The organism is Streptomyces sp. NPDC054047 (assembly GCF_055585065.1).
The window spans coordinates 1-17,768 of record NZ_JBVJKV010000018.1 but is presented as its reverse complement, the minus strand read 5'-3'; the positions used below and the strand labels follow the sequence as shown (position 1 = coordinate 17,768).

Below are 17,768 nucleotides of genomic sequence, written 5' to 3'. Positions count from 1 at the left end.
CCTCAGCCGACTTGACCCTAATTAGTGGGTGGTTGTCCCTCGGACGGCGGTTCCCCTATCACCCACCACTCGTCGGACTCGGACTCCTCCAGCTCACGGATGAGGGTGTCTGTCATGTGTCCCACCCGGGCCTCGTCCGATGAGTCCTTGAGGCTGGCGCGCTGATGGCGTGTCGCCCGCCAGTACTGGCGGAAGATCGGGTTCGCACACATCACGCGAACGTGCCCGTGCAGCTCCTCCCAGTTGACGACGCCGATGCGGTAGGCCAGCAGAGCATTCGTGTAGAGCGCGTTGGCGAAGAGGAACTGCCGCTGCTGGGCGGGGGACTCCGCCTCGGCGATGCTGAACACCGCGGCCAGGTCAGGGTCGTCGATCGCCTTGCGCAGCAAGTAGAGCTGGAGTTCATGCTGCTCCGCCATCATGATGCGGCGCCGGTCGGCCCGCTCCGCCTCGTCGACCTGCAGACGGAGTTCGGCGTACCGGCGCTGCTGTGCGGCGAGCAGGACGAAGGCTCCCACCGCGAAGGCGAGCCCCGCCCCGACGGCGGAACTCATTCCGCGTAGTCCAAGAATCTGTGTGGCCATGTCAACCCCCGAATCAGGCGACCGTCCGCCGGTCGTCGGATGCGGGTCGACAGGGTGAGGACCGGCGAGCGATGGGCGGCGCGCTTGCCGCCTTCCAGGATGCCGAGCGGCTCTGATCGGCAGGGAGGCGGAGAGGAGGCGCACGGAAGGCAGCTGTGGTCGCATGTCCCGGCGCCGTGCCCAATGTGTGCCCCGCCTGCGCCGCTAACAATCGTTCACTTCGCGGCCTTTCTACGCGCTCGTATGCTGGGGAAGCATTCATTCGTCGTACGAGAGCTGGCGCACGCGCCGGTGCACATGTCAGTGCACGCGTCAGCGTGAAAGTCAGTGTGAAAGGGGTCGCACGTTGACTCAGTCGGGTGCCGGGCAGATCCCGGTCATCGTCCTCACCGGCTTCCTGGGCTCCGGCAAGACCACCCTGCTCAACCACCTGCTGCACCGCAGTGGCGGCAGCCGGATCGGCGCGATCGTCAACGACTTCGGGTCCATCGAGATCGACGCCATGGCCGTCGCCGGGCAGCTCGGTGACTCCACCGTCTCGCTCGGCAACGGGTGCCTCTGCTGTGCCGTCGACGCCAGTGAGCTCGACGAGTATCTGGAGCGGCTCGCCCGGCCCGCTGCCCGGATCGATGTCATCGTCGTCGAGGCCAGTGGGCTCGCCGAGCCGCAGGAGCTCGTGAAGATGGTGCTCGCCAGCGAGAATCCCCACATCGTGTACGGGGGGCTCGTCGAGGTCGTCGACGCCGCCGAGTTCGACTCCACCCGGCAGCGGCATCCCGAGGTCGACCGGCATCTGGGGATCGCCGATCTTGTTGTCGTCAACAAGACCGACCGGGTCCCTGAACAGGAGCGCGAGCGGATCCTCGGCGTCGTCCGGGGGTTCACCGACCGCGCGGCCGTGGTCGCCGCGTCGTACGGGCGCGTCGACGTCGAGCTGCTCCTCGACCGGAAGCCCGTGGGGGAGCGAGTCGGGCAGCTGTCCTTCGACGACCTGCATCAAGACGGCCTGCATCAATGTGAGCCCGGTGACGCGCACCTCGGCCATCTGCACTCCGCCTACGAAAGCCTCTCCTTCTCCTCCGAAGTGCCCATGGCTCCCCGCCCGTTCATGGCACTCCTCGACAGTCGGCCCGAAGGGCTCTACCGCATCAAGGGGTACGTCGATTTCGGCGCCGCCGACCCGCGCAACAAGTACGCCGTGCACGCCGTGGGGCGGTTCCTGCGCTTCTACCCCGAGCCGTGGGCCGCGGGTGAGCCCCGGCTCACCCAGCTCGTCCTGATCGGGTCGGGCATCGACGTCCCCGCTCTGGAGAAGGAGCTCGGGGCGTGCCGGGAGTACGGCGCCCCACAGGCCGGTGCCGATGAGCACAGCATGTGGGGCGTACTTCGCTACGTACAGGACGCCCGCGACCTCCAGGAGCCGCAGGACGCCCGCGACCTCCAAGAGCCGCAGGGCGACTGATCAGGCCGGGCCCGCCACCGCCGCCACCGGCTTCGCCAGCGACACCCCCGAGCCGTCGCGACGCGGGTCGATCTCCGGCAGCTCCGCCGGCAGACCGCTGCGCTGGGCCGCGAGCGGCGGCGTCGGGCCCGCCCACGCGAAGCTCAGGCAGTCCTCGCCCTTCAGGAAGCGCTGGACACGTACGCCACCCGTGGCGCGGCCCTTGCGGGGGTACTGGTCGAACGGCGTCACCTTGGCCGTCGTCTGCACCGAGTCGTCGAGCGTGCCACGCGAGCCCGCCACCGTGAAGACCACGGCGTCCACGGCCGGGTCCACCGCCACGAAGGAGATGACCTTCACGCCGTCCGCGAGCTTGATGCCCGTCATGCCGCCCGCGGGACGTCCCTGCGGACGGACCTGCGAGGCCTGGTAGCGGAGCAACTGGGCGTCGTCCGTGATGAAGACCAGGTCCTCCTCGCCCGTGCGCAGCTCGGCCGCGCCGACGATCCGGTCACCGTCCTTGAGGGTGATGACCTCCAACTCGTCCTTGTTGGACGGGTAGTCCGGCACCACGCGCTTGACCACGCCCTGCTCGGTGCCGAGGGCGAGGCCCGGTGAGGACTCGTCCAGGGTCATCAGGCAGATCAGGCTCTCGTCCGCCTCCAGGGAGAGCAGCTCCGAGATCGGCGCGCCTCCGGAGAGGTTGGGCGCCGCCGCCGTTTCCGGGAGCTGCGGGAGATCCACGACGGAGAGGCGCAACAGCCGCCCCGCGGACGTCACCGCACCCACCTCGCCCCGCGCGGTCGCGGGGACGGCCGAGACGATCACGTCGTGCTTGACGCGCTTGGTGTCGTTCTCTGCGAACGGCTCGCCGTTGGCCGTACGGGCGAGGAGGCCCGTCGAGGAGAGCAGCACGCGGCACGGGTCGTCCGCCACCTGGAGCGACACCGTGGCCGCCGGGGCGCTCGCCGACTCCAGGAGGACCGTGCGCCGGTCCGTGCCGAACTTCTTGGCGACGGCGGCCAGTTCGGCGGAGACCAGCTTGCGCAGCTCCGCGTCCGACTCCAGGATCCGGGTCAGCTCGTCGATCTCGGCCTTGAGCTTGTCGCGCTCGGTCTCCAGCTCGATGCGGTCGAACTTGGTGAGGCGGCGCAGCGGCGTGTCGAGGATGTACTGCGTCTGGATCTCGCTCAGCGAGAAGCGCTCCATCAGGCGCTCCTTGGCCTGTGCGGAGTTGTCGCTGGAGCGGATGAGGCGGATGACCTCGTCGATGTCCAGGAGAGCGACCAGAAGCCCCTCGACCAGGTGCAGCCTGGCCTGCTTCTTGCTGCGGCGGAACTCGCTGCGGCGGCGCACGACGGTGAAGCGGTGGTCGAGATAGACCTCGAGGAGTTCCTTGAGGCCGAGCGTGAGGGGCTGGCCGTCCACCAGCGCCACGTTGTTGATGCCGAAGGACTCCTCCATCGGCGTCAGTTTGTAGAGCTGCTCCAGGACGGCCTCGGGGACGAAGCCGTTCTTGATCTCGATGACCAGGCGCAGGCCGTGCGAGCGGTCCGTGAGGTCCTTGACGTCGGCGATGCCCTGCAGCTTCTTCGAGCCGACCAGGTCCTTGATCTTCGAGATGACCTTCTCGGGGCCTACGGAGAAGGGCAGTTCGGTCACGACCAGGCCCTTGCGGCGGGCGGTCACGTTCTCGACGGCCACCGTCGCGCGGATCTTGAAGGTGCCGCGTCCCGATTCGTACGCGTCCTTGACCCCGGTCAGGCCGACGATGCGGCCGCCCGTGGGCAGGTCGGGGCCCGGCACGAAACGCATCAGCGTCTCGAGGTCGGCCCCGGGGTGCTTGATCAGGTGGCGGGCGGCGGCGATGACCTCGCCGAGGTTGTGCGGCGGCATGTTCGTCGCCATGCCGACGGCGATACCCGACGAGCCGTTGACCAGGAGGTTCGGGTAGGCCGCGGGCAGGGTGACCGGTTCCTGCTCCTGGCCGTCGTAGTTCGACTCGAAATCGACGGTGTTCTCTTCGATCGACTCCGTCATCAAGGACGTCGCGTCGGCCATCTTGCACTCGGTGTACCGCATGGCGGCCGGCGGGTCGTCGTTGCCGAGCGAGCCGAAGTTTCCGTGGCCGTCCACCAGGGGCAGGCGCATGGAGAAGGGCTGGGCCATGCGCACGAGGGCGTCGTAGATCGACGCGTCGCCGTGCGGGTGCAACTTACCCATGACCTCGCCGACGACGCGGGCGCACTTCACATAACCGCGGTCGGGGCGCAGGCCCATCTCGTTCATTTGGTACACGATGCGGCGGTGCACCGGCTTCATGCCGTCGCGGGCGTCCGGCAGGGCGCGCGAGTAGATGACCGAATACGCGTACTCGAGGAAGGAGCCCTGCATCTCGTCGACGACGTCGATGTCGAGGATCTTCTCCTCGAACGACTCATCGGGCGGCGGGGTCTTCGTGCTGCGGCGGGCCATCGCTGCTGCGGCTCCTTCACGGTGTCTGCCAGGGCATCAACGGGATCTGACGCCGACCATTGTGGACTGTCCCACTGACAACGCCGACCACGACCCGGTCTTCGGCCGCGACTACGCCGAGCGCGGAGCGGGAACTTCACCGGTTGTCAGCACGCTTGCATACAGTGGCACGACTGGCAGAATTTCCAGCTTTTCGCGATCGAAGGGACGTACATGCCCATGGGTCACACGGCCACAGCCGAGGCCGGCTCCGGCGGCCTGACAGCGACCGAGCACCGGCTGGCCAACGGCCTGCGCGTGGTGCTCTCCGAGGACCACCTGACCCCGGTCGCCGCGGTCTGCCTCTGGTACGACGTCGGTTCGCGCCACGAGGTCAAGGGCCGTACGGGCCTGGCTCACCTCTTCGAGCACCTCATGTTCCAGGGCTCGAAGCAGGTGCACGGCAACGGCCACTTCGAGCTGGTGCAGGGAGCGGGCGGTTCGCTCAACGGCACCACGAGCTTCGAGCGCACCAACTATTTCGAGACGATGCCCACACACCAGCTGGAGCTGGCCCTGTGGCTCGAAGCCGACCGGATGGGCTCGCTGCTCTCCGCGCTCGACGAAGAATCCATGGAGAACCAGCGGGACGTCGTCAAGAACGAGCGCCGCCAGCGCTACGACAACGTTCCGTACGGCACGGCCTTCGAGAAGCTGACCGCCCTCTCGTACCCCGAGGGCCACCCCTACCACCACACCCCGATCGGCTCCATGGCCGACCTGGACGCGGCGACGCTGGAGGACGCGCGGAACTTCTTCCGTACGTACTACGCGCCCAACAACGCCGTCCTGTCGGTCGTCGGCGACATCGACCCCCAGGAGACCCTGGCCTGGGTCGAGAAGTACTTCGGGTCCATCCCCTCGCACGACGGCAAGCAGCCGCCGCGCGACGGCTCGCTGCCCGACACGATCGGCAAGGAGCTGCGCGAGGTCGTCGAGGAAGAGGTACCGGCCCGCGCCCTGATGGCCGCCTACCGCCTCCCGGAGGACGGCACGCGCGCGTGCGACGCGGCCGACCTGGCGCTCACGGTCCTCGGCAGCGGTGAGTCCTCCCGGCTCTACAACCGCCTCGTGCGCCGCGACCGCACCGCCGTGGCGGCCGGGTTCGGCCTGCTGCGCCTCGCCGGAGCCCCCTCGCTCGGCTGGCTCGACGTGAAGACGTCCGGCGACGTCGAGGTGCCCGTCATCGAGGCGGCCGTCGACGAGGAGCTCGCCCGCTTCGCGGAAGAGGGCCCCACCGCCGAGGAGATGGAGCGCGCCCAGGCCCAGCTGGAGCGCGAGTGGCTCGACCGGCTCTCCACGGTGGCGGGACGCGCGGACGAACTGTGCCGGTACGCCGTCCTGTTCGGCGACCCGCAGCTCGCGCTGACCGCCGTCGGGCGCGTCCTCGACGTCACCGCGGAAGAGGTCAAGGCGGCCGCGGCGGCCCGCCTGCGCCCCGACAACCGCGCGGTGCTCGTGTACGAGCCCATCGCCGCCCCCGAGGGCGCCGAAGCCACCGACGAGGACGAAGAAGAGGAGGCGGCGAAGTGACCGAGGCCGCAACGATGCAGTTCCACCCGCAGCCCCAGGCCGGCACCGCACGGCCGTGGGCCTTCCCCGCGCCCGAGCGCGCCACCCTGGACAACGGCCTCACGGTGCTGCGCTGCCACCGCCCCGGCCAGCAGGTCGTCGCCGTGGAGATCCACCTGGAGGCGCCGCTCGACGCCGAGCCCGCGGGCCTGGACGGCGTCGCCACGATCATGGCGAGGGCCTTCAACGAAGGCACCGACAAGCACTCCGCCGAGGACTTCGCCGCCGAACTCGACCGCTGCGGCGCCAGCATGGACGCACACGCCGACCACCCCGGCGTCCGGGTCTCCCTGGAGGTCCCGGTCTCCCGCCTCCCCAAGGCGCTCGGCCTGCTCTCCGACGCCCTGCGCGCCCCCGCCTTCGCGGACAGCGAGATCGAACGCCTCGTACGCAACCGCCTGGACGAGATCCCGCACGAGGCCGCCAACCCGGCGCGCCGCGCCGCCAAGGAGCTCTCCCGGCAGCTGTTCCCGGCCACCTCGCGCATGTCGCGCCCCCGTCAGGGCACCGAGGAGACGGTCACGGCCATCGACTCGGCTGCGGTGCGCACCTTCTACGAGAAGCACGTGCGTCCCGCCACGGCGACCGCCGTCGTCGTGGGCGACCTGACCGGCGTGGACCTGGACGCCGTCCTGGCCGACACCGTCGGCGCCTGGACGGGCGGCACGGCCGAGCCGCGTCCGGTGCCCCCGGTGACCGCGGACGACACCGGGCGTGTCGTCATCGTGGACCGCCCCGGCGCGGTCCAGACGCAGCTGCTCATCGGCCGCGTGGGACCGGACCGGCACGACCGCGTGTGGCCCGCGCAGGTGCTCGGCACGTACTGCCTGGGCGGCACCCTCACCTCGCGCCTGGACCGCGTCCTGCGCGAGGAGAAGGGATACACCTACGGCGTACGGGCGTTCGCCCAGGTCCTGCGTTCCGCTCCGGACGGCACGGGCGCCGCCATGCTGGCCATCAGCGGCTCCGTGGACACCGAGTCCACCGGTCCGGCCCTCGACGACCTGTGGAAGGTCCTGCGTACCCTCGCGGCCGACGGCCTCACGGACGCCGAGCGCGACGTCGCCGTGCAGAACCTGGTGGGCGTCGCCCCGCTCAAGTACGAGATGGCGGCGTCCGTCGCGGCCACCCTGGCCGACCAGGTCGAGCAGCACCTGCCGGACGACTTCCAGGCGCAGCTGTACCGCCAGTTGGCCGCCACCGGCACCGTGGAGGCCACCGCAGCCGTCGTGAGCGCCTTCCCCGGGGACCGGCTCGTGACGGTGCTCGTCGGTGACGCCGCGCAGATCGAGGAGCCCGTCAGGGCGCTCGGCATCGGTGAAGTGAGTGTGGTCACGGGCTGAGTGACAGTCAGGACATATGGGGACCCTAGTGGCGGAAAATTGCTCCCGGGGTCCCCATATGTCCGAATTGGTATGGAGGTTACGTGTCTGACCTGTGGCGTGCGCTACAAAAGCTCTGATCCGTTTGTCGTTTGAAAGACGCCCCGCTTAGCGTCTGGTCCGGCTGTTCGTCATGCAGTACGTCGCACCCGCGGCACCGGACAGTCATCGCCGAGTCCCCGTACGGCGCGAGCCAGGGGAGCCGGGGACCCACATGTCCCCTTGGGGTGAATCGGGAACCTTGCCGAGAGGCGAGGGACTCGTAGGAGACCTTCCTGCTCCGAACCCGTCAGCTAACCCGGTAGGCGAGAAGGAAGGAAAGGATCAGCCGCTTCATGGCGTTCACCCGTGCCACCGGGAAGCACCGTCGCCCGAGCCGCCTCACGCGCACGACCGCGAACGTAGCGGGCGTCGCCGCGCTCACCACCACCGGTGTCATCGGAGGCCTGGCCGCTCCGGCGCTCGCCGCCGACGACGCGGCTCTTGAGCACACCGGCCTCACCCAGGCGATTTCCGTGGGCGACTCGCTCGCCCAGAGCATCGACGCGCAGGCCGCCGCCCAGCAGCAGGCCGCCGACGACGCCGCAGCCGCCAAGAAGGCCGAAGAGGCCGCCAAGAAGAAGGCCGAGGAGGCCAAGCGCAAGGCGGAGGCCGAGGCGAAGGCCAAGGCCAAGAAGGAGCGCGAGGCCAAGGAGCGTGCCGCTCGCGAGGCCGAGCGCAAGCGCCTGAACACCTACGTCTCCCCGATCTCCGGCTCGTCCATCTCCACGGGCTACCAGACCGGCGGCGCCATGTGGTCCTCCGGCAGCCACACCGGCGTCGACTTCCACGCCGCGTCCGGCACCTCGGTCCACGCGGTCGGCTCCGGCACCGTCGTCGAGGCCGGCTGGGGCGGCGCGTACGGCAACAACGTGGTCATCAAGATGAACGACGGCACGTACACCCAGTACGGCCACATGTCGTCCCTCGGTGTCACCGTCGGCCAGGCGGTCACTCCGGGCCAGCAGATCGGCCTCTCCGGCTCCACGGGCAACTCCAGCGGCCCGCACCTGCACTTCGAGGCCCGCACCGGCGAGGAGTACGGCACGGACATCGACCCCGTCTCGTACCTCCGCTCGCACGGCGTCAACGTCTGACCCCAGGCGTTTCGCGCGACGCGCACCCGATTCACCGAAAGCCCCGGCTCATGGAGAGCCGGGGCTTTCGCCGTTCCCGCATCGCCTTTGGCCAAAAGTATCCATGGATTCCGGCCACCCGTCGGAAATTCAGCCGCTCTGCAATAGAGTCGCTGAACAGGCGTCGATCGACCGCGTTTCGCGGGGATTAAGGCGGAGGTCAGGTCATGCGCATTCCGGCGCACTCGGTATGCACGGCCATCCGGGACGACATCGTCTCCGGTGTCTACGAACGGGGTGGCCGGCTCACCGAGGAACTGCTCGCGCGCCGCTACGGAGTCTCCCGCGTCCCCGTGCGCGAGGCCCTGCGCACCCTGGAGGCCGAGGGCTTCGTCGTCACGCGACGGCACGCGGGCGCGTGCGTCGCGGAGCCCACCGAGCAGGAGGCGGCCGACCTCCTGGAGATCCGCTTGCTCCTGGAGCCGCTGGGCGCCGCCCGTGCCGCTCAGCGCCGCACTGAGGCGCACCTGAAGGTCCTGCGCGGCCTCGTCAGACTCGGTCAGGAGCGCTCCAGGCGGGGCCAGAGCGAGGATCTGCGCTCCCTGGGCGGCTGGTTCCACGAGACGCTCGCCCAGTCGTCCGGCAGCCCCGGCCTCACGTCGCTGCTCACCCAGCTCCGGCACAAGATCGCCTGGATGTACGTCGTCGAGACGTCGGCCTCGCCCGCGGAGTCCTGGGCGGAGCACGCCGCGATCGTCGACGCGGTCGCGCGCGGCGACGCGGAGCGGGCCAGGTCGCTCACCGCGGCCCACACGGAGCGGGCGACGGGTGCGCACCGACTGCGTTTCCCCGCGCTTCCCGCTCGCGGAGAGCGGGGCCGCGGCCGCGACCGTGATCGTGTGAGGGATTCGCAACATGCCGTAAACACGGTGGGCCTCCGGCATTAACAGAGGCGCCGTATACAAAGAAGTGCTATTCGGTGGGGATTACTTCTGCTGCCCAAATTCAGTGAATTCAGCGTCCGAAGTCTGCGTTCCGATGCTGCGTCCGGTGTCGATATTCAGTAAGCGGACGCGGAAACGCCGAAGGGCCCGCCCCTATTTCGGGCGGGCCCTTCGGCGTATGAGTACCAGTCCGTACTAGACGGTCTCGGGGAGTTCCTCGAGGCCGTCCGCGACCAGCTTCGCCAGACGGTCGAGAGCGGCGTCCGCGCCCTCGGCGTCGGAGGCGAGCACGATCTCCTCGCCGCCCTGCGCGCCCAGACCGAGCACCGCGAGCATGGAGGCGGCGTTCACGGGGTTGCCGTCAGCCTTGGCGATCGTCACGGGGACGCCGGCGGCGGTGGCCGCGCGGACGAAGATGGAGGCGGGTCGGGCGTGAAGGCCCTCGGCCCAGCCGACGTTGACGCGGCGCTCAGCCATGTGTTGCTGCCCTTCCAGGTGTCTCACACTTGTCTAGACCAGTGTCTCATGCCGTCACGGGTGCTCCGCCGGACATCTGTCCGCACCCGGCCGACGACCGGCCCGTACTCCGAAGACCGTACGTCCTTCCACCACGTGGTCCCGTGTCCCGGCCGTCGACGACTCCTAGCGTGCCCCGGCCAAGGCGCCTTCGCGACCCGTACCCTGGCCCCATGCAGACCCCGTCGGACCGGCACGCATACCCCTCCCACTGGGAAGCCGACGTCGTGCTGCGTGACGGAGGCACCGCCCGGATCAGGCCGATCACGGCCGAGGACGCGGAGCGCCTGGTCAGCTTCTACGAGCAGGTGTCGGACGAGTCGAAGTACTACCGCTTCTTCGCCCCCTACCCCCGCCTGTCCGCCAAGGACGTGCACCGCTTCACCCATCACGACCAGGTGGACCGGGTGGGTCTGGCGGCCACCGTGGGCGGCGAGTTCATCGCCACCGTGCGCTTCGACCGCATCGACTCGCGCGGTATGTCCGCCAGCGCGCCCGCCGACGAGGCCGAGGTCGCCTTCCTCGTGCAGGACGCCCACCAGGGCAGGGGCGTCGCCTCCACGCTTCTCGAACACATCGCCGCCGTCGCCAGGGAGCGCGGCATCCGGCGCTTCGTCGCCGAGGTGCTGCCCGCCAACACCAAGATGATCAAGGTGTTCACGGATGCGGGCTACCAGCAGCAGCGCAGCTTCGAGGACGGCGTCGTCCGCCTCGAATTCGATCTGGAGCCCACCGACCGTTCGCTCGCCGTGATGCGGGCCCGTGAGCAGCGCGCCGAGGCGCGGTCGGTCCAGCGCCTCCTCACACCGAAGTCGGTCGCCGTGATCGGCGTCGGGCGCACGCCGGGCGGCGTGGGGCGCAGCGTGCTGCGGAATCTGCGCGAGGCGGGCTTCACGGGACGCCTGTACGCGGTGAACAGCGCGTTCGACGAGAGGGACAAGGCCGCCGGGGGGAAGGGCGCCGAGGTCGACGGGGTGCCCGCGTACCGCTCCGTGCGGGACATCGACGAGCCCGTCGAGCTCGCCGTCGTCACCGTGCCCGCCGAGCGGGTGCCGCAGGCCGTCGCGGAGTGCGGGGAGCGCGGGGTGCTCGGGCTCGTCGTGATCTCCGCCGGGTACGCGGAGAGCGGTCCCGAGGGCCGTGAGCGCCAGCGCGAACTGGTGCGCCAGGCGCGGTCGTACGGCACGCGGATCCTCGGCCCGAACGCCTTCGGGGTCATCAACACGTCGCCGGACGTACGGCTCAACGCGTCGCTGGCCCCGCATCCCCCCGAGCGCGGCAGGATCGGCCTCTTCACCCAGTCCGGCGCGATCGGCATCGCGCTGCTCTCCGGGCTGCACCGGCGCGGTGCGGGCCTTTCGACCTTCGTGAGCGCGGGCAACCGCGCGGACGTGTCCGGCAACGACGTGCTCCAGTACTGGTACGAGGACCCGGACACCGACGTCGCCCTGATGTACCTGGAGTCCATCGGCAACCCGCGCAAGTTCACGCGGCTCGCCCGGCGCGCGGCGACGGCGAAGCCGCTGGTCGTGGTGCAGGGGGCGCGGCACAGCGGGATCGCGCCCACGGGGCACGCGGTGCAGGCCACGCGGCTTCCGCACGCCACGGTGTCGGCGCTGCTGCGCCAGGCGGGCGTCGTCCGGGTCGACACCGTCACCGAGATGGTGGACGCGGGGCTGCTGCTCGCCGGGCAGCCGTTGCCCTCCGGGCCCCGGGTCGCCATCCTCGGCAACTCCGAGTCGCTCGGGCTTCTGACGTACGACGCGTGTGTCGCCGACGGGCTCCGGCCGATGCCGCCGCGGGATCTGACCACGGGGGCGACCCCCGCGGACTTCCGCGCGGCGCTCGCCGACGCCCTGTCGGACGACTCCTGTGACGCCGTGATCGTCACCGCCATCCCCTGGGTGGGGGAGGACGGCACCACGGCGTCCCCCGAGACGCTGGCCGGTGAGCTGCACGCCGCCGCCGCGGGGTGCCCCGCGAAGCCCGTGGCCGTGGTCCACGTGGAACTCGGCGGCCTCGCCGAAGCGTTGGCCGCCGCCACGCGGACCCGCCCCGACGCCGCCGCACCCGCACCCGGCAGTGAGGGCCACTCCCGCCCCGCGGAACGCCTGCCCACGGCGACGGCGACGGCACCGGCGCCGGCGACACCGCCCTCGGACCCCGCGCAGCCCTACCGCATCCCCGCCTACCCCGCCGCCGAGCGTGCCGTCCGGGCGCTCGCCGAAGCCGTGAAGTACGCCCAGTGGCGGCGCGAGGCCAAGGAGCCCGGCAAGGTTCACGAGTACGAGGACATCGACGAGAGCGCAGCCGCCCGGCGGATCGGCGAGCTCCTCGCCGAGCAGGGCGACCCGCGCGGCGCCACCCTCGGCCAGGACGACGCCCGCGAACTGCTCGGGCGGTACGGCATCGACGTACGCGACGCCCTGCCCGCGCCCGACCCGGACGCGGCCGTGGCGGCCGCCCGTGCGCTGGGCTACCCCGTGGCCCTCAAGACCACGGCCCCGCACCTGCGCCACCGCGCCGACCTCGGCGGTGTCCGGCTCGACCTGGCGGACGAGGAGCAATTGCGCCGCGCGTACGCCGAATTGACCGAGGCCTTCGGCAAGCCCGCCGAGCTGCGGCCCGTCGTGCAGGCGATGGCGCCCCGCGGCGTCGACACCGTCGTGCGCGCGGTCATCGACCCGGCGGCCGGAGCGGTGCTCTCCTTCGGGCTCGCGGGCGCCGCGTCCGAACTGCTCGGCGACACCGGGCACCGGCTGATCCCGGTCACCGAACGCGACGCGGGTTCCCTGGTCAGATCCATCCGGACCGCCCCGCTCCTCTTCGGCTGGCGCGGCTCGGCGCCCGTGGACACCCCGGCCCTGGAAGAGCTGCTCCAGCGGGTCTCGCGCCTCGTGGACGATCACCCGGAGGTCGTCGCGGTGTCCCTGGAGCCCGTGGTCGTCGCCCAGCGGGGCCTCTCCGTGCTCGGTGCCTCCGTACGGCTCGCGCCCCCGCCGGCCCGCAGCGACCTCGGCCCGCGGGCCCTGCCCGGGTACTGAGGCGGCCAGTGGGGCACCGTGCGCCCTCCGCCGGGTCGTAGGATGGACGGCATGGCAAAGACCGGTACGACGACCCAGGGGCTGCGCGCGGCGATCGAGCGCAGCGGCTACTACCCGGCCCTCGTGGCCGAGGCGGTGGAGGCCGCGATCGGCGGCGATCCCATCGGGTCGTACCTGGTCCACCAGGAGACCACGTTCGACGCGAACGAAGTGCGCCGGCATGTGACGGTCCTCGTCCTGACCGGCACCCGCTTCATCGTCAGCCACACGGACGAGCAGGCGGCGGACAGCACGTCCCCGACGCCGTACGCGACGACCTCCACGGAGTCCGTGAAGATCGGCCGGATCTCATCGGTCGTGGTCAGCCGCGTCGTGGCCAACCCGGAGAAGTACGTCCCGGGCTCGCTGCCCCGCGAGGTCGTCCTGACCATCGGCTGGGGCGCCGTGGCACGCATCGACCTGGAGCCCGCCGCCTGCGGCGACCCCAACTGCGAGGCGGACCACGGGTACACCGGCAGCTCCACCGCCGACGACCTCAGCCTGCGCGTCAGCGAGGCGGGGGACGGACCGGACGCCGTGCGCCAGACCCTGGCCTTCGCGCAGGCGCTGTCCGAGGCGACCGCGGAGACCGCCCGCTGATGTCCCTGCCCGCCTGGGACGACGTAGAGCCGCTCTCCCTCGACTCCGCGCCCCTGCCCGAGTACGGCGCGGGCTCGCTCGCCGACCTGCTGCCCACGCTCGTCTCCCACCAGGGTGTCGAGGGCTTCGCGCCCGTCATCCAGGAACTCGCCCCGGCCGACCGGAACTGCGTCTTCCTGATCGACGGCCTCGGCTGGGAGCAGCTGCGCGCCCATCCGGCCGAGGCGCCCTTCCTGACCTCGCTCATCAGCTCCTCGCGCGGCGGTACGGGACGTCCGATCACCGCGGGCTTCCCCGCCACCACGGCGACCTCCCTGGCCTCGGTCGGCACGGGCCTGCCGCCCGCGTCGCACGGCCTGCCCGGCTACACCGTCCGCAATCCCGCCACCGGCGCGCTGATGAACCAGCTCCGCTGGAACCCGTGGACGGACCCGCGCAAGTGGCAGCCGTACCCCACCGTCTTCCAGCAGGCCCACGCGGCGGGCGTACACACCGCCCAGGTGTCGTCCCCGACCTTCGAGAACACCCCGCTCACCAAGATCGCGCTGAGTGGCGGCAGCTTCCGCGGCAAGCTCTCCGGCGAGGACCGCATGGATCTCGCGGCGGAGCAACTGGGCGCGGGAGACCGGTCGCTGGTCTACACGTACTACGCGGAGGTGGACGGCAAGGGCCACCGCTTCGGCGTCGACTCCGACGCCTGGCGCGGCCAGCTCATGTACGTCGACCGTCTGGTCCAGCGCCTGGCCGAGCAGCTCCCGCCGCGCAGCGCCCTGTACGTCACGGCCGACCACGGCATGCTCGACATCCCCTTCGACGAGCAGTCGCGCATCGACTTCGACGAGGACTGGGAGCTGCGCGCGGGCGTCGCCCTCCTCGGCGGCGAGGGCCGTGCCCGCCATGTGTACGCGGTGCCGGGCGCCGAGAACGACGTCCTGACCGTCTGGCGCGAGGTGCTCGGCGAGCAGTTCTGGGTGGCGAGCCGGGACGAGGCGATCGCCGCGGGCTGGTTCGGCCCGCCCGGCGCCGTCGACGAGCGCGTGTACCGGCGCATCGGCGACGTCATCGCCGCGGCCCACGACGACGTGGCGATCATCGCCACCGAGAAGGAGCCGAAGGAGTCGGCCCTGGTCGGCATGCACGGCTCCATGACCGCCGTCGAGCAGCTGGTGCCGCTCATCGAAGTACGCTCCTGACCAGACCGCCGACCGCACCGCCCCCGTACGCCCCGAAAGGCTCAACTCCCCATGCCCGAGCTGGTGTTCTTCTCCGGAACGATGGACTGCGGAAAGAGCACCCTGGCTCTGCAGATCGAGCACAACCGCTCGGCCCGCGGCCTGAAGGGGATGATCTACACCCGTGACGACCGCGCCGGCGAGGGCAAGCTCTCCTCGCGGCTGGGGCTCGTCACGGACGCCATCGAGGCCGCGGACGGCTTCGACTTCTACGCCCATCTCGTCGACCACCTCTCGCAGGGCGGCCGCGCGGACTACGTGATCGCGGACGAGGCGCAGTTCCTCGCCCCCGGGCAGATCGACCAGCTGGCCCGCGTCGTCGACGACCTGAGCCTGGACGTCTTCGCCTTCGGCATCACCACGGACTTCCGCTCCAAGCTCTTCCCGGGCTCGCAGCGCCTGGTCGAACTCGCCGACCGCGTCGAGGTGTTGCAGGTAGAGGCGCTGTGCTGGTGCGGCGCCCGTGCCACCCACAACGCCCGCACCATAGGCGGTGCGATGGTCGTCGAGGGCGCGCAGGTCGTCATCGGCGACGTCAACCACGCGGCGGACGAGGTGGGTTACGAGGTGCTGTGCCGCCGTCACCACAGGCGCCGGATGACGGCGGCGACCTCGCGCGCGGGCGCCCTGTCGCCCGACGTGCTGCCGGTCGACACGTCCGCCCGCGCCTGAGTCAGCCCTCCGACCGCACGAGCGTGAAGACGGCGCCCTCCGGGTCGGCGACCGTGGCCACCCGCCCATGGGTGCCCGCACGGGCGGGCTTGACGACGTGGCCGCCCAGTTCGACGACCCGCTCCACCGACTCGTCCACGTCGGCGACCTCGAAGTACGTCATCCAGTGCGAGCCCCGGTCCCGCGGCAGGGCCTGGCCCACGCCGTGCACCGAGGCCACCGGCCGTCCCTCGACCTGGAGCGTCACGTAGTCGAAGTCGGCCGAGACGACCGCCTCTTCGGTGTAGCCGAAGACCGCTTGGTAGAACTTGGTGACGCCCGCCGTCTCCGGCGTCACCAGCTCGTTCCAGGCGGGCGTGCCGGGCTCCCCGACCATCGCGCCGCCCAGGTGCTCCGCCGCCTGCCAGATCCCGAACACCGCGCCCGCCGGGTCCACCGCGATGGCCATCCGCCCGGCCGCGCCCGCGTCCAGCGGGCCGACGCCGATCGTGCCGCAGCAGTGCCGCACGGCCTCGGCGGTCGCGTCCACGTCGTCCGACGCCAGGTACGGCGTCCAGGCGATCGGCAGATGGTGGTCGGGCGGCAGCTGGCCGATCCCGGCGACCTCGTGGCCGTCGAGCAGCGCCCGGACGTAGGGCCCCAGCTGCTCCGGGCCAGGCCGGAACTCCCAGCCGAACAACGCTCCGTAGAACTCCTGGGTCGCGGCCAGGCCATGCGCCATCAGGCTCACCCAGGTGGGTGTGCCGGGCGCGCGGCGGACGGCCCCCAAGCCGTCATGCCTGCCCGTCGACCCCCGTGCCTCCGTCATCGTCACTCTCTCCTCGGCCCGTCGTGGTGGCCGCTCGGCTTCTGCTTTCGAACGCACGTACCTATGCCGCGCGCGCGTTTGCCCGCCCGTGCAGATGCTCGCACCACCTCGGGCGCCGCGCGCCCCGGCCGCGCCGCTTGCCCGGCTCCGCCCAGAGGATGCCCGGTTCGACGTATCTCATCCGTAGACGCGCGGTTGCTCAGTGGTGTCGTTCAGCAGTACACGGCGTGCCCGGTTCTGTACGCCGCGTGTTCAGCGGTCGTCCGGCGGCAGGGTAGCCGTACCTGACCGATGCGGCCACCCCGTGCGCAAGGATGGGGCCCATGAATGTCATCATCTCCGCATCCGAACTCGCGAGCGACTCGGCGGGCGAGAACCCGCCGGTGCTCCTGGACATCCGCTGGCAGCTGAGCACCGCCAAGGCGGCGGGCGCCCCCGCCTTCGACGGGCGGGCCGAGTACGAGAAGGGCCACATCCCCGGGGCGGTCTTCGTCGACCTGGACGCCGACCTCGCGGGCCCGGCGGGCGCGGCGGGGCGGCACCCGCTGCCGGACGTGGAGCACTTCGGAGCGGTGATGCGGGCGGCCGGGGTCTCGGCGGACCGGGACGTGGTCGTGTACGACGGAGGGCAGGGCTGGGCCGCCGCGCGCGCCTGGTGGCTGCTGCGCTGGACGGGGCACCCCTCGGTGCGCGTGCTCGACGGCGGCCTCGCGGCGTGGAGCGGTCCGCTGGAGGCGGGGGACGAGCGCCCTCGGGCCGCGGGTTCGTTCGTCCCCGAGACGAACACCACGGACGTCCTGGACGCCGACGCGGCGGCGGCGCTGGCCCGCTCCGGACTGCTCCTGGACGCCCGCGCGGCCGAGCGCTACCGCGGTGACGTCGAGCCGATCGACCGCGTCGGCGGCCACATCCCGGGTGCGGTCTCCGCGCCGACCACGGAGAACGTGACGGACGACGGCACTTTCCGGCCGGCCGCCGACCTCGCGGCCCGCTTCAACTCCCTGGGCGCGTCCGGCACTTCCGAGGTCGGCGTCTACTGCGGCTCCGGTGTGTCCGGCGCCCATGAGGTGCTCGCCCTCGCGGTGGCCGGCATCCCCGCGTCGCTGTACGTCGGCTCGTGGTCGGAGTGGTCCTCCGACGAGTCCCGCCCGGTGGCCAAGGGTCCGGACCCGCAGTAACGGGTCGTACGCAGTCGGGGGGGCCCCCCCCCCCCCCGGGGGGGGGCGCCCCCCGGCAGCGCACAGTACGGGGGCGCGGGCCGAGGCCCACCAAGGCCAAACCACAAACCCAAAAGAAAGTGGGGGA

General features: G+C 71.2%; 14 protein-coding genes and 1 riboswitch. Of the genes, 10 read left to right on the top strand and 4 right to left on the bottom strand.

From position 1 onward, the window contains the following. Positions 1-17: 17 nt before the first annotated feature. On the bottom strand, positions 18-554 hold the full coding sequence (locus tag ACZ6ZP_RS40865) for a DUF6082 family protein (RefSeq protein ID WP_351173621.1): 537 nt from the start codon (positions 552-554) through the stop codon (positions 18-20). Positions 555-930: 376 nt separating this feature from the next. Between ACZ6ZP_RS40865 and ACZ6ZP_RS40860 the strand changes: the two genes are divergently transcribed. Further along, entirely contained in the window at positions 931-2,046 is a 1,116-nt protein-coding gene (locus ACZ6ZP_RS40860; protein WP_383823859.1) for a CobW family GTP-binding protein, read from the top strand. On the opposite strand, the gene ACZ6ZP_RS40855 is transcribed toward ACZ6ZP_RS40860, so the two are convergent. Beyond that, positions 2,047-4,500, bottom strand: a complete 2,454-nt coding sequence (locus tag ACZ6ZP_RS40855) for a DNA gyrase/topoisomerase IV subunit A (protein WP_351173615.1) — start codon at positions 4,498-4,500, stop codon at positions 2,047-2,049. Positions 4,501-4,713: 213 nt separating this feature from the next. Here ACZ6ZP_RS40855 and ACZ6ZP_RS40850 point away from each other — a divergent pair, with 213 nt between their 5' ends. From ACZ6ZP_RS40850 to ACZ6ZP_RS40835, 4 genes are all read left to right on the top strand, one after another. Then, positions 4,714-6,072: a M16 family metallopeptidase gene (locus ACZ6ZP_RS40850; protein WP_351173612.1), complete on the top strand. Its 1,359-nt coding sequence runs from the start codon at positions 4,714-4,716 to the stop codon at positions 6,070-6,072. Further along, entirely contained in the window at positions 6,069-7,454 is a 1,386-nt protein-coding gene (locus ACZ6ZP_RS40845) for a M16 family metallopeptidase (RefSeq protein WP_351173609.1), read from the top strand. Before ACZ6ZP_RS40850 ends, ACZ6ZP_RS40845 begins: the two co-directional genes overlap by 4 nt. Before the next feature lie 198 nt (positions 7,455-7,652). Further along, positions 7,653-7,816, top strand: a riboswitch (cyclic di-AMP (ydaO/yuaA leader). A 12-nt stretch (positions 7,817-7,828) separates the two neighbouring features. Beyond that, positions 7,829-8,629: a M23 family metallopeptidase gene (locus tag ACZ6ZP_RS40840; RefSeq protein WP_351173606.1), complete on the top strand. Its 801-nt coding sequence runs from the start codon at positions 7,829-7,831 to the stop codon at positions 8,627-8,629. A gap of 206 nt (positions 8,630-8,835) precedes the next feature. Beyond that, entirely contained in the window at positions 8,836-9,555 is a 720-nt protein-coding gene (locus ACZ6ZP_RS40835) for a GntR family transcriptional regulator (protein ID WP_351173603.1), read from the top strand. A 192-nt stretch (positions 9,556-9,747) separates the two neighbouring features. Here the strand turns inward: ACZ6ZP_RS40835 and ACZ6ZP_RS40830 are convergent, their stop codons facing one another. Beyond that, complete coding sequence (locus tag ACZ6ZP_RS40830) at positions 9,748-10,029, bottom strand: HPr family phosphocarrier protein (protein WP_190085156.1); 282 nt, start codon at positions 10,027-10,029, stop codon at positions 9,748-9,750. A 212-nt stretch (positions 10,030-10,241) separates the two neighbouring features. Between ACZ6ZP_RS40830 and ACZ6ZP_RS40825 the strand changes: the two genes are divergently transcribed. Genes ACZ6ZP_RS40825 through ACZ6ZP_RS40810 form a run of 4 tightly spaced genes read left to right on the top strand, consistent with a single transcriptional unit; the run spans position 10,242 to position 15,655 of the window. After that, positions 10,242-13,112: a bifunctional acetate--CoA ligase family protein/GNAT family N-acetyltransferase gene (locus tag ACZ6ZP_RS40825; RefSeq protein WP_469410413.1), complete on the top strand. Its 2,871-nt coding sequence runs from the start codon at positions 10,242-10,244 to the stop codon at positions 13,110-13,112. A 51-nt stretch (positions 13,113-13,163) separates the two neighbouring features. Further along, the gene (locus ACZ6ZP_RS40820; protein ID WP_351173596.1) at positions 13,164-13,751 is read left to right on the top strand and encodes a DUF5998 family protein; all 588 of its coding nucleotides are present in this window, start codon (positions 13,164-13,166) and stop codon (positions 13,749-13,751) included. Then, positions 13,751-14,944: an alkaline phosphatase family protein gene (locus ACZ6ZP_RS40815; protein ID WP_351173593.1), complete on the top strand. Its 1,194-nt coding sequence runs from the start codon at positions 13,751-13,753 to the stop codon at positions 14,942-14,944. Before ACZ6ZP_RS40820 ends, ACZ6ZP_RS40815 begins: the two co-directional genes overlap by 1 nt. 51 nt (positions 14,945-14,995) lie before the next feature. Then, positions 14,996-15,655 carry a thymidine kinase gene (locus ACZ6ZP_RS40810; protein ID WP_351173590.1) on the top strand — a complete coding sequence of 220 codons (660 nt, stop codon included), beginning with the start codon at positions 14,996-14,998 and terminating at the stop codon, positions 15,653-15,655. Position 15,656: 1 nt separating this feature from the next. On the opposite strand, the gene ACZ6ZP_RS40805 is transcribed toward ACZ6ZP_RS40810, so the two are convergent. Further along, positions 15,657-16,463 (bottom strand): VOC family protein, encoded by an 807-nt coding sequence (locus ACZ6ZP_RS40805; protein WP_351173587.1) that lies wholly within the window; start codon positions 16,461-16,463, stop codon positions 15,657-15,659. 323 nt (positions 16,464-16,786) lie between these two features. On the opposite strand from ACZ6ZP_RS40805, the gene ACZ6ZP_RS40800 reads away from it, so the two are divergent. After that, on the top strand, positions 16,787-17,641 hold the full coding sequence (locus ACZ6ZP_RS40800; RefSeq protein WP_351173584.1) for a sulfurtransferase: 855 nt from the start codon (positions 16,787-16,789) through the stop codon (positions 17,639-17,641). Positions 17,642-17,768 lie beyond the last annotated feature (127 nt).

Bases quoted from the DNA above. Each gene is read 5' to 3' on its own strand.
- ACZ6ZP_RS40840 (WP_351173606.1), top strand. From the start codon at position 7,829: ATGGCGTTCACCCGTGCCACCGGGAAGCACCGTCGCCCGAGCCGCCTC.
- ACZ6ZP_RS40815 (WP_351173593.1), top strand. From the start codon at position 13,751: ATGTCCCTGCCCGCCTGGGACGACGTAGAGCCGCTCTCCCTCGACTCC.
- ACZ6ZP_RS40805 (WP_351173587.1), bottom strand. From the start codon at position 16,463: ATGACGGAGGCACGGGGGTCGACGGGCAGGCATGACGGCTTGGGGGCC.
- ACZ6ZP_RS40825 (WP_469410413.1), top strand. From the start codon at position 10,242: ATGCAGACCCCGTCGGACCGGCACGCATACCCCTCCCACTGGGAAGCC.
- ACZ6ZP_RS40855 (WP_351173615.1), bottom strand. From the start codon at position 4,500: ATGGCCCGCCGCAGCACGAAGACCCCGCCGCCCGATGAGTCGTTCGAG.
- ACZ6ZP_RS40820 (WP_351173596.1), top strand. From the start codon at position 13,164: ATGGCAAAGACCGGTACGACGACCCAGGGGCTGCGCGCGGCGATCGAG.
- ACZ6ZP_RS40830 (WP_190085156.1), bottom strand. From the start codon at position 10,029: ATGGCTGAGCGCCGCGTCAACGTCGGCTGGGCCGAGGGCCTTCACGCC.
- ACZ6ZP_RS40865 (WP_351173621.1), bottom strand. From the start codon at position 554: ATGAGTTCCGCCGTCGGGGCGGGGCTCGCCTTCGCGGTGGGAGCCTTC.
- ACZ6ZP_RS40810 (WP_351173590.1), top strand. From the start codon at position 14,996: ATGCCCGAGCTGGTGTTCTTCTCCGGAACGATGGACTGCGGAAAGAGC.
- ACZ6ZP_RS40800 (WP_351173584.1), top strand. From the start codon at position 16,787: ATGAATGTCATCATCTCCGCATCCGAACTCGCGAGCGACTCGGCGGGC.
- ACZ6ZP_RS40850 (WP_351173612.1), top strand. From the start codon at position 4,714: ATGCCCATGGGTCACACGGCCACAGCCGAGGCCGGCTCCGGCGGCCTG.
- ACZ6ZP_RS40835 (WP_351173603.1), top strand. From the start codon at position 8,836: ATGCGCATTCCGGCGCACTCGGTATGCACGGCCATCCGGGACGACATC.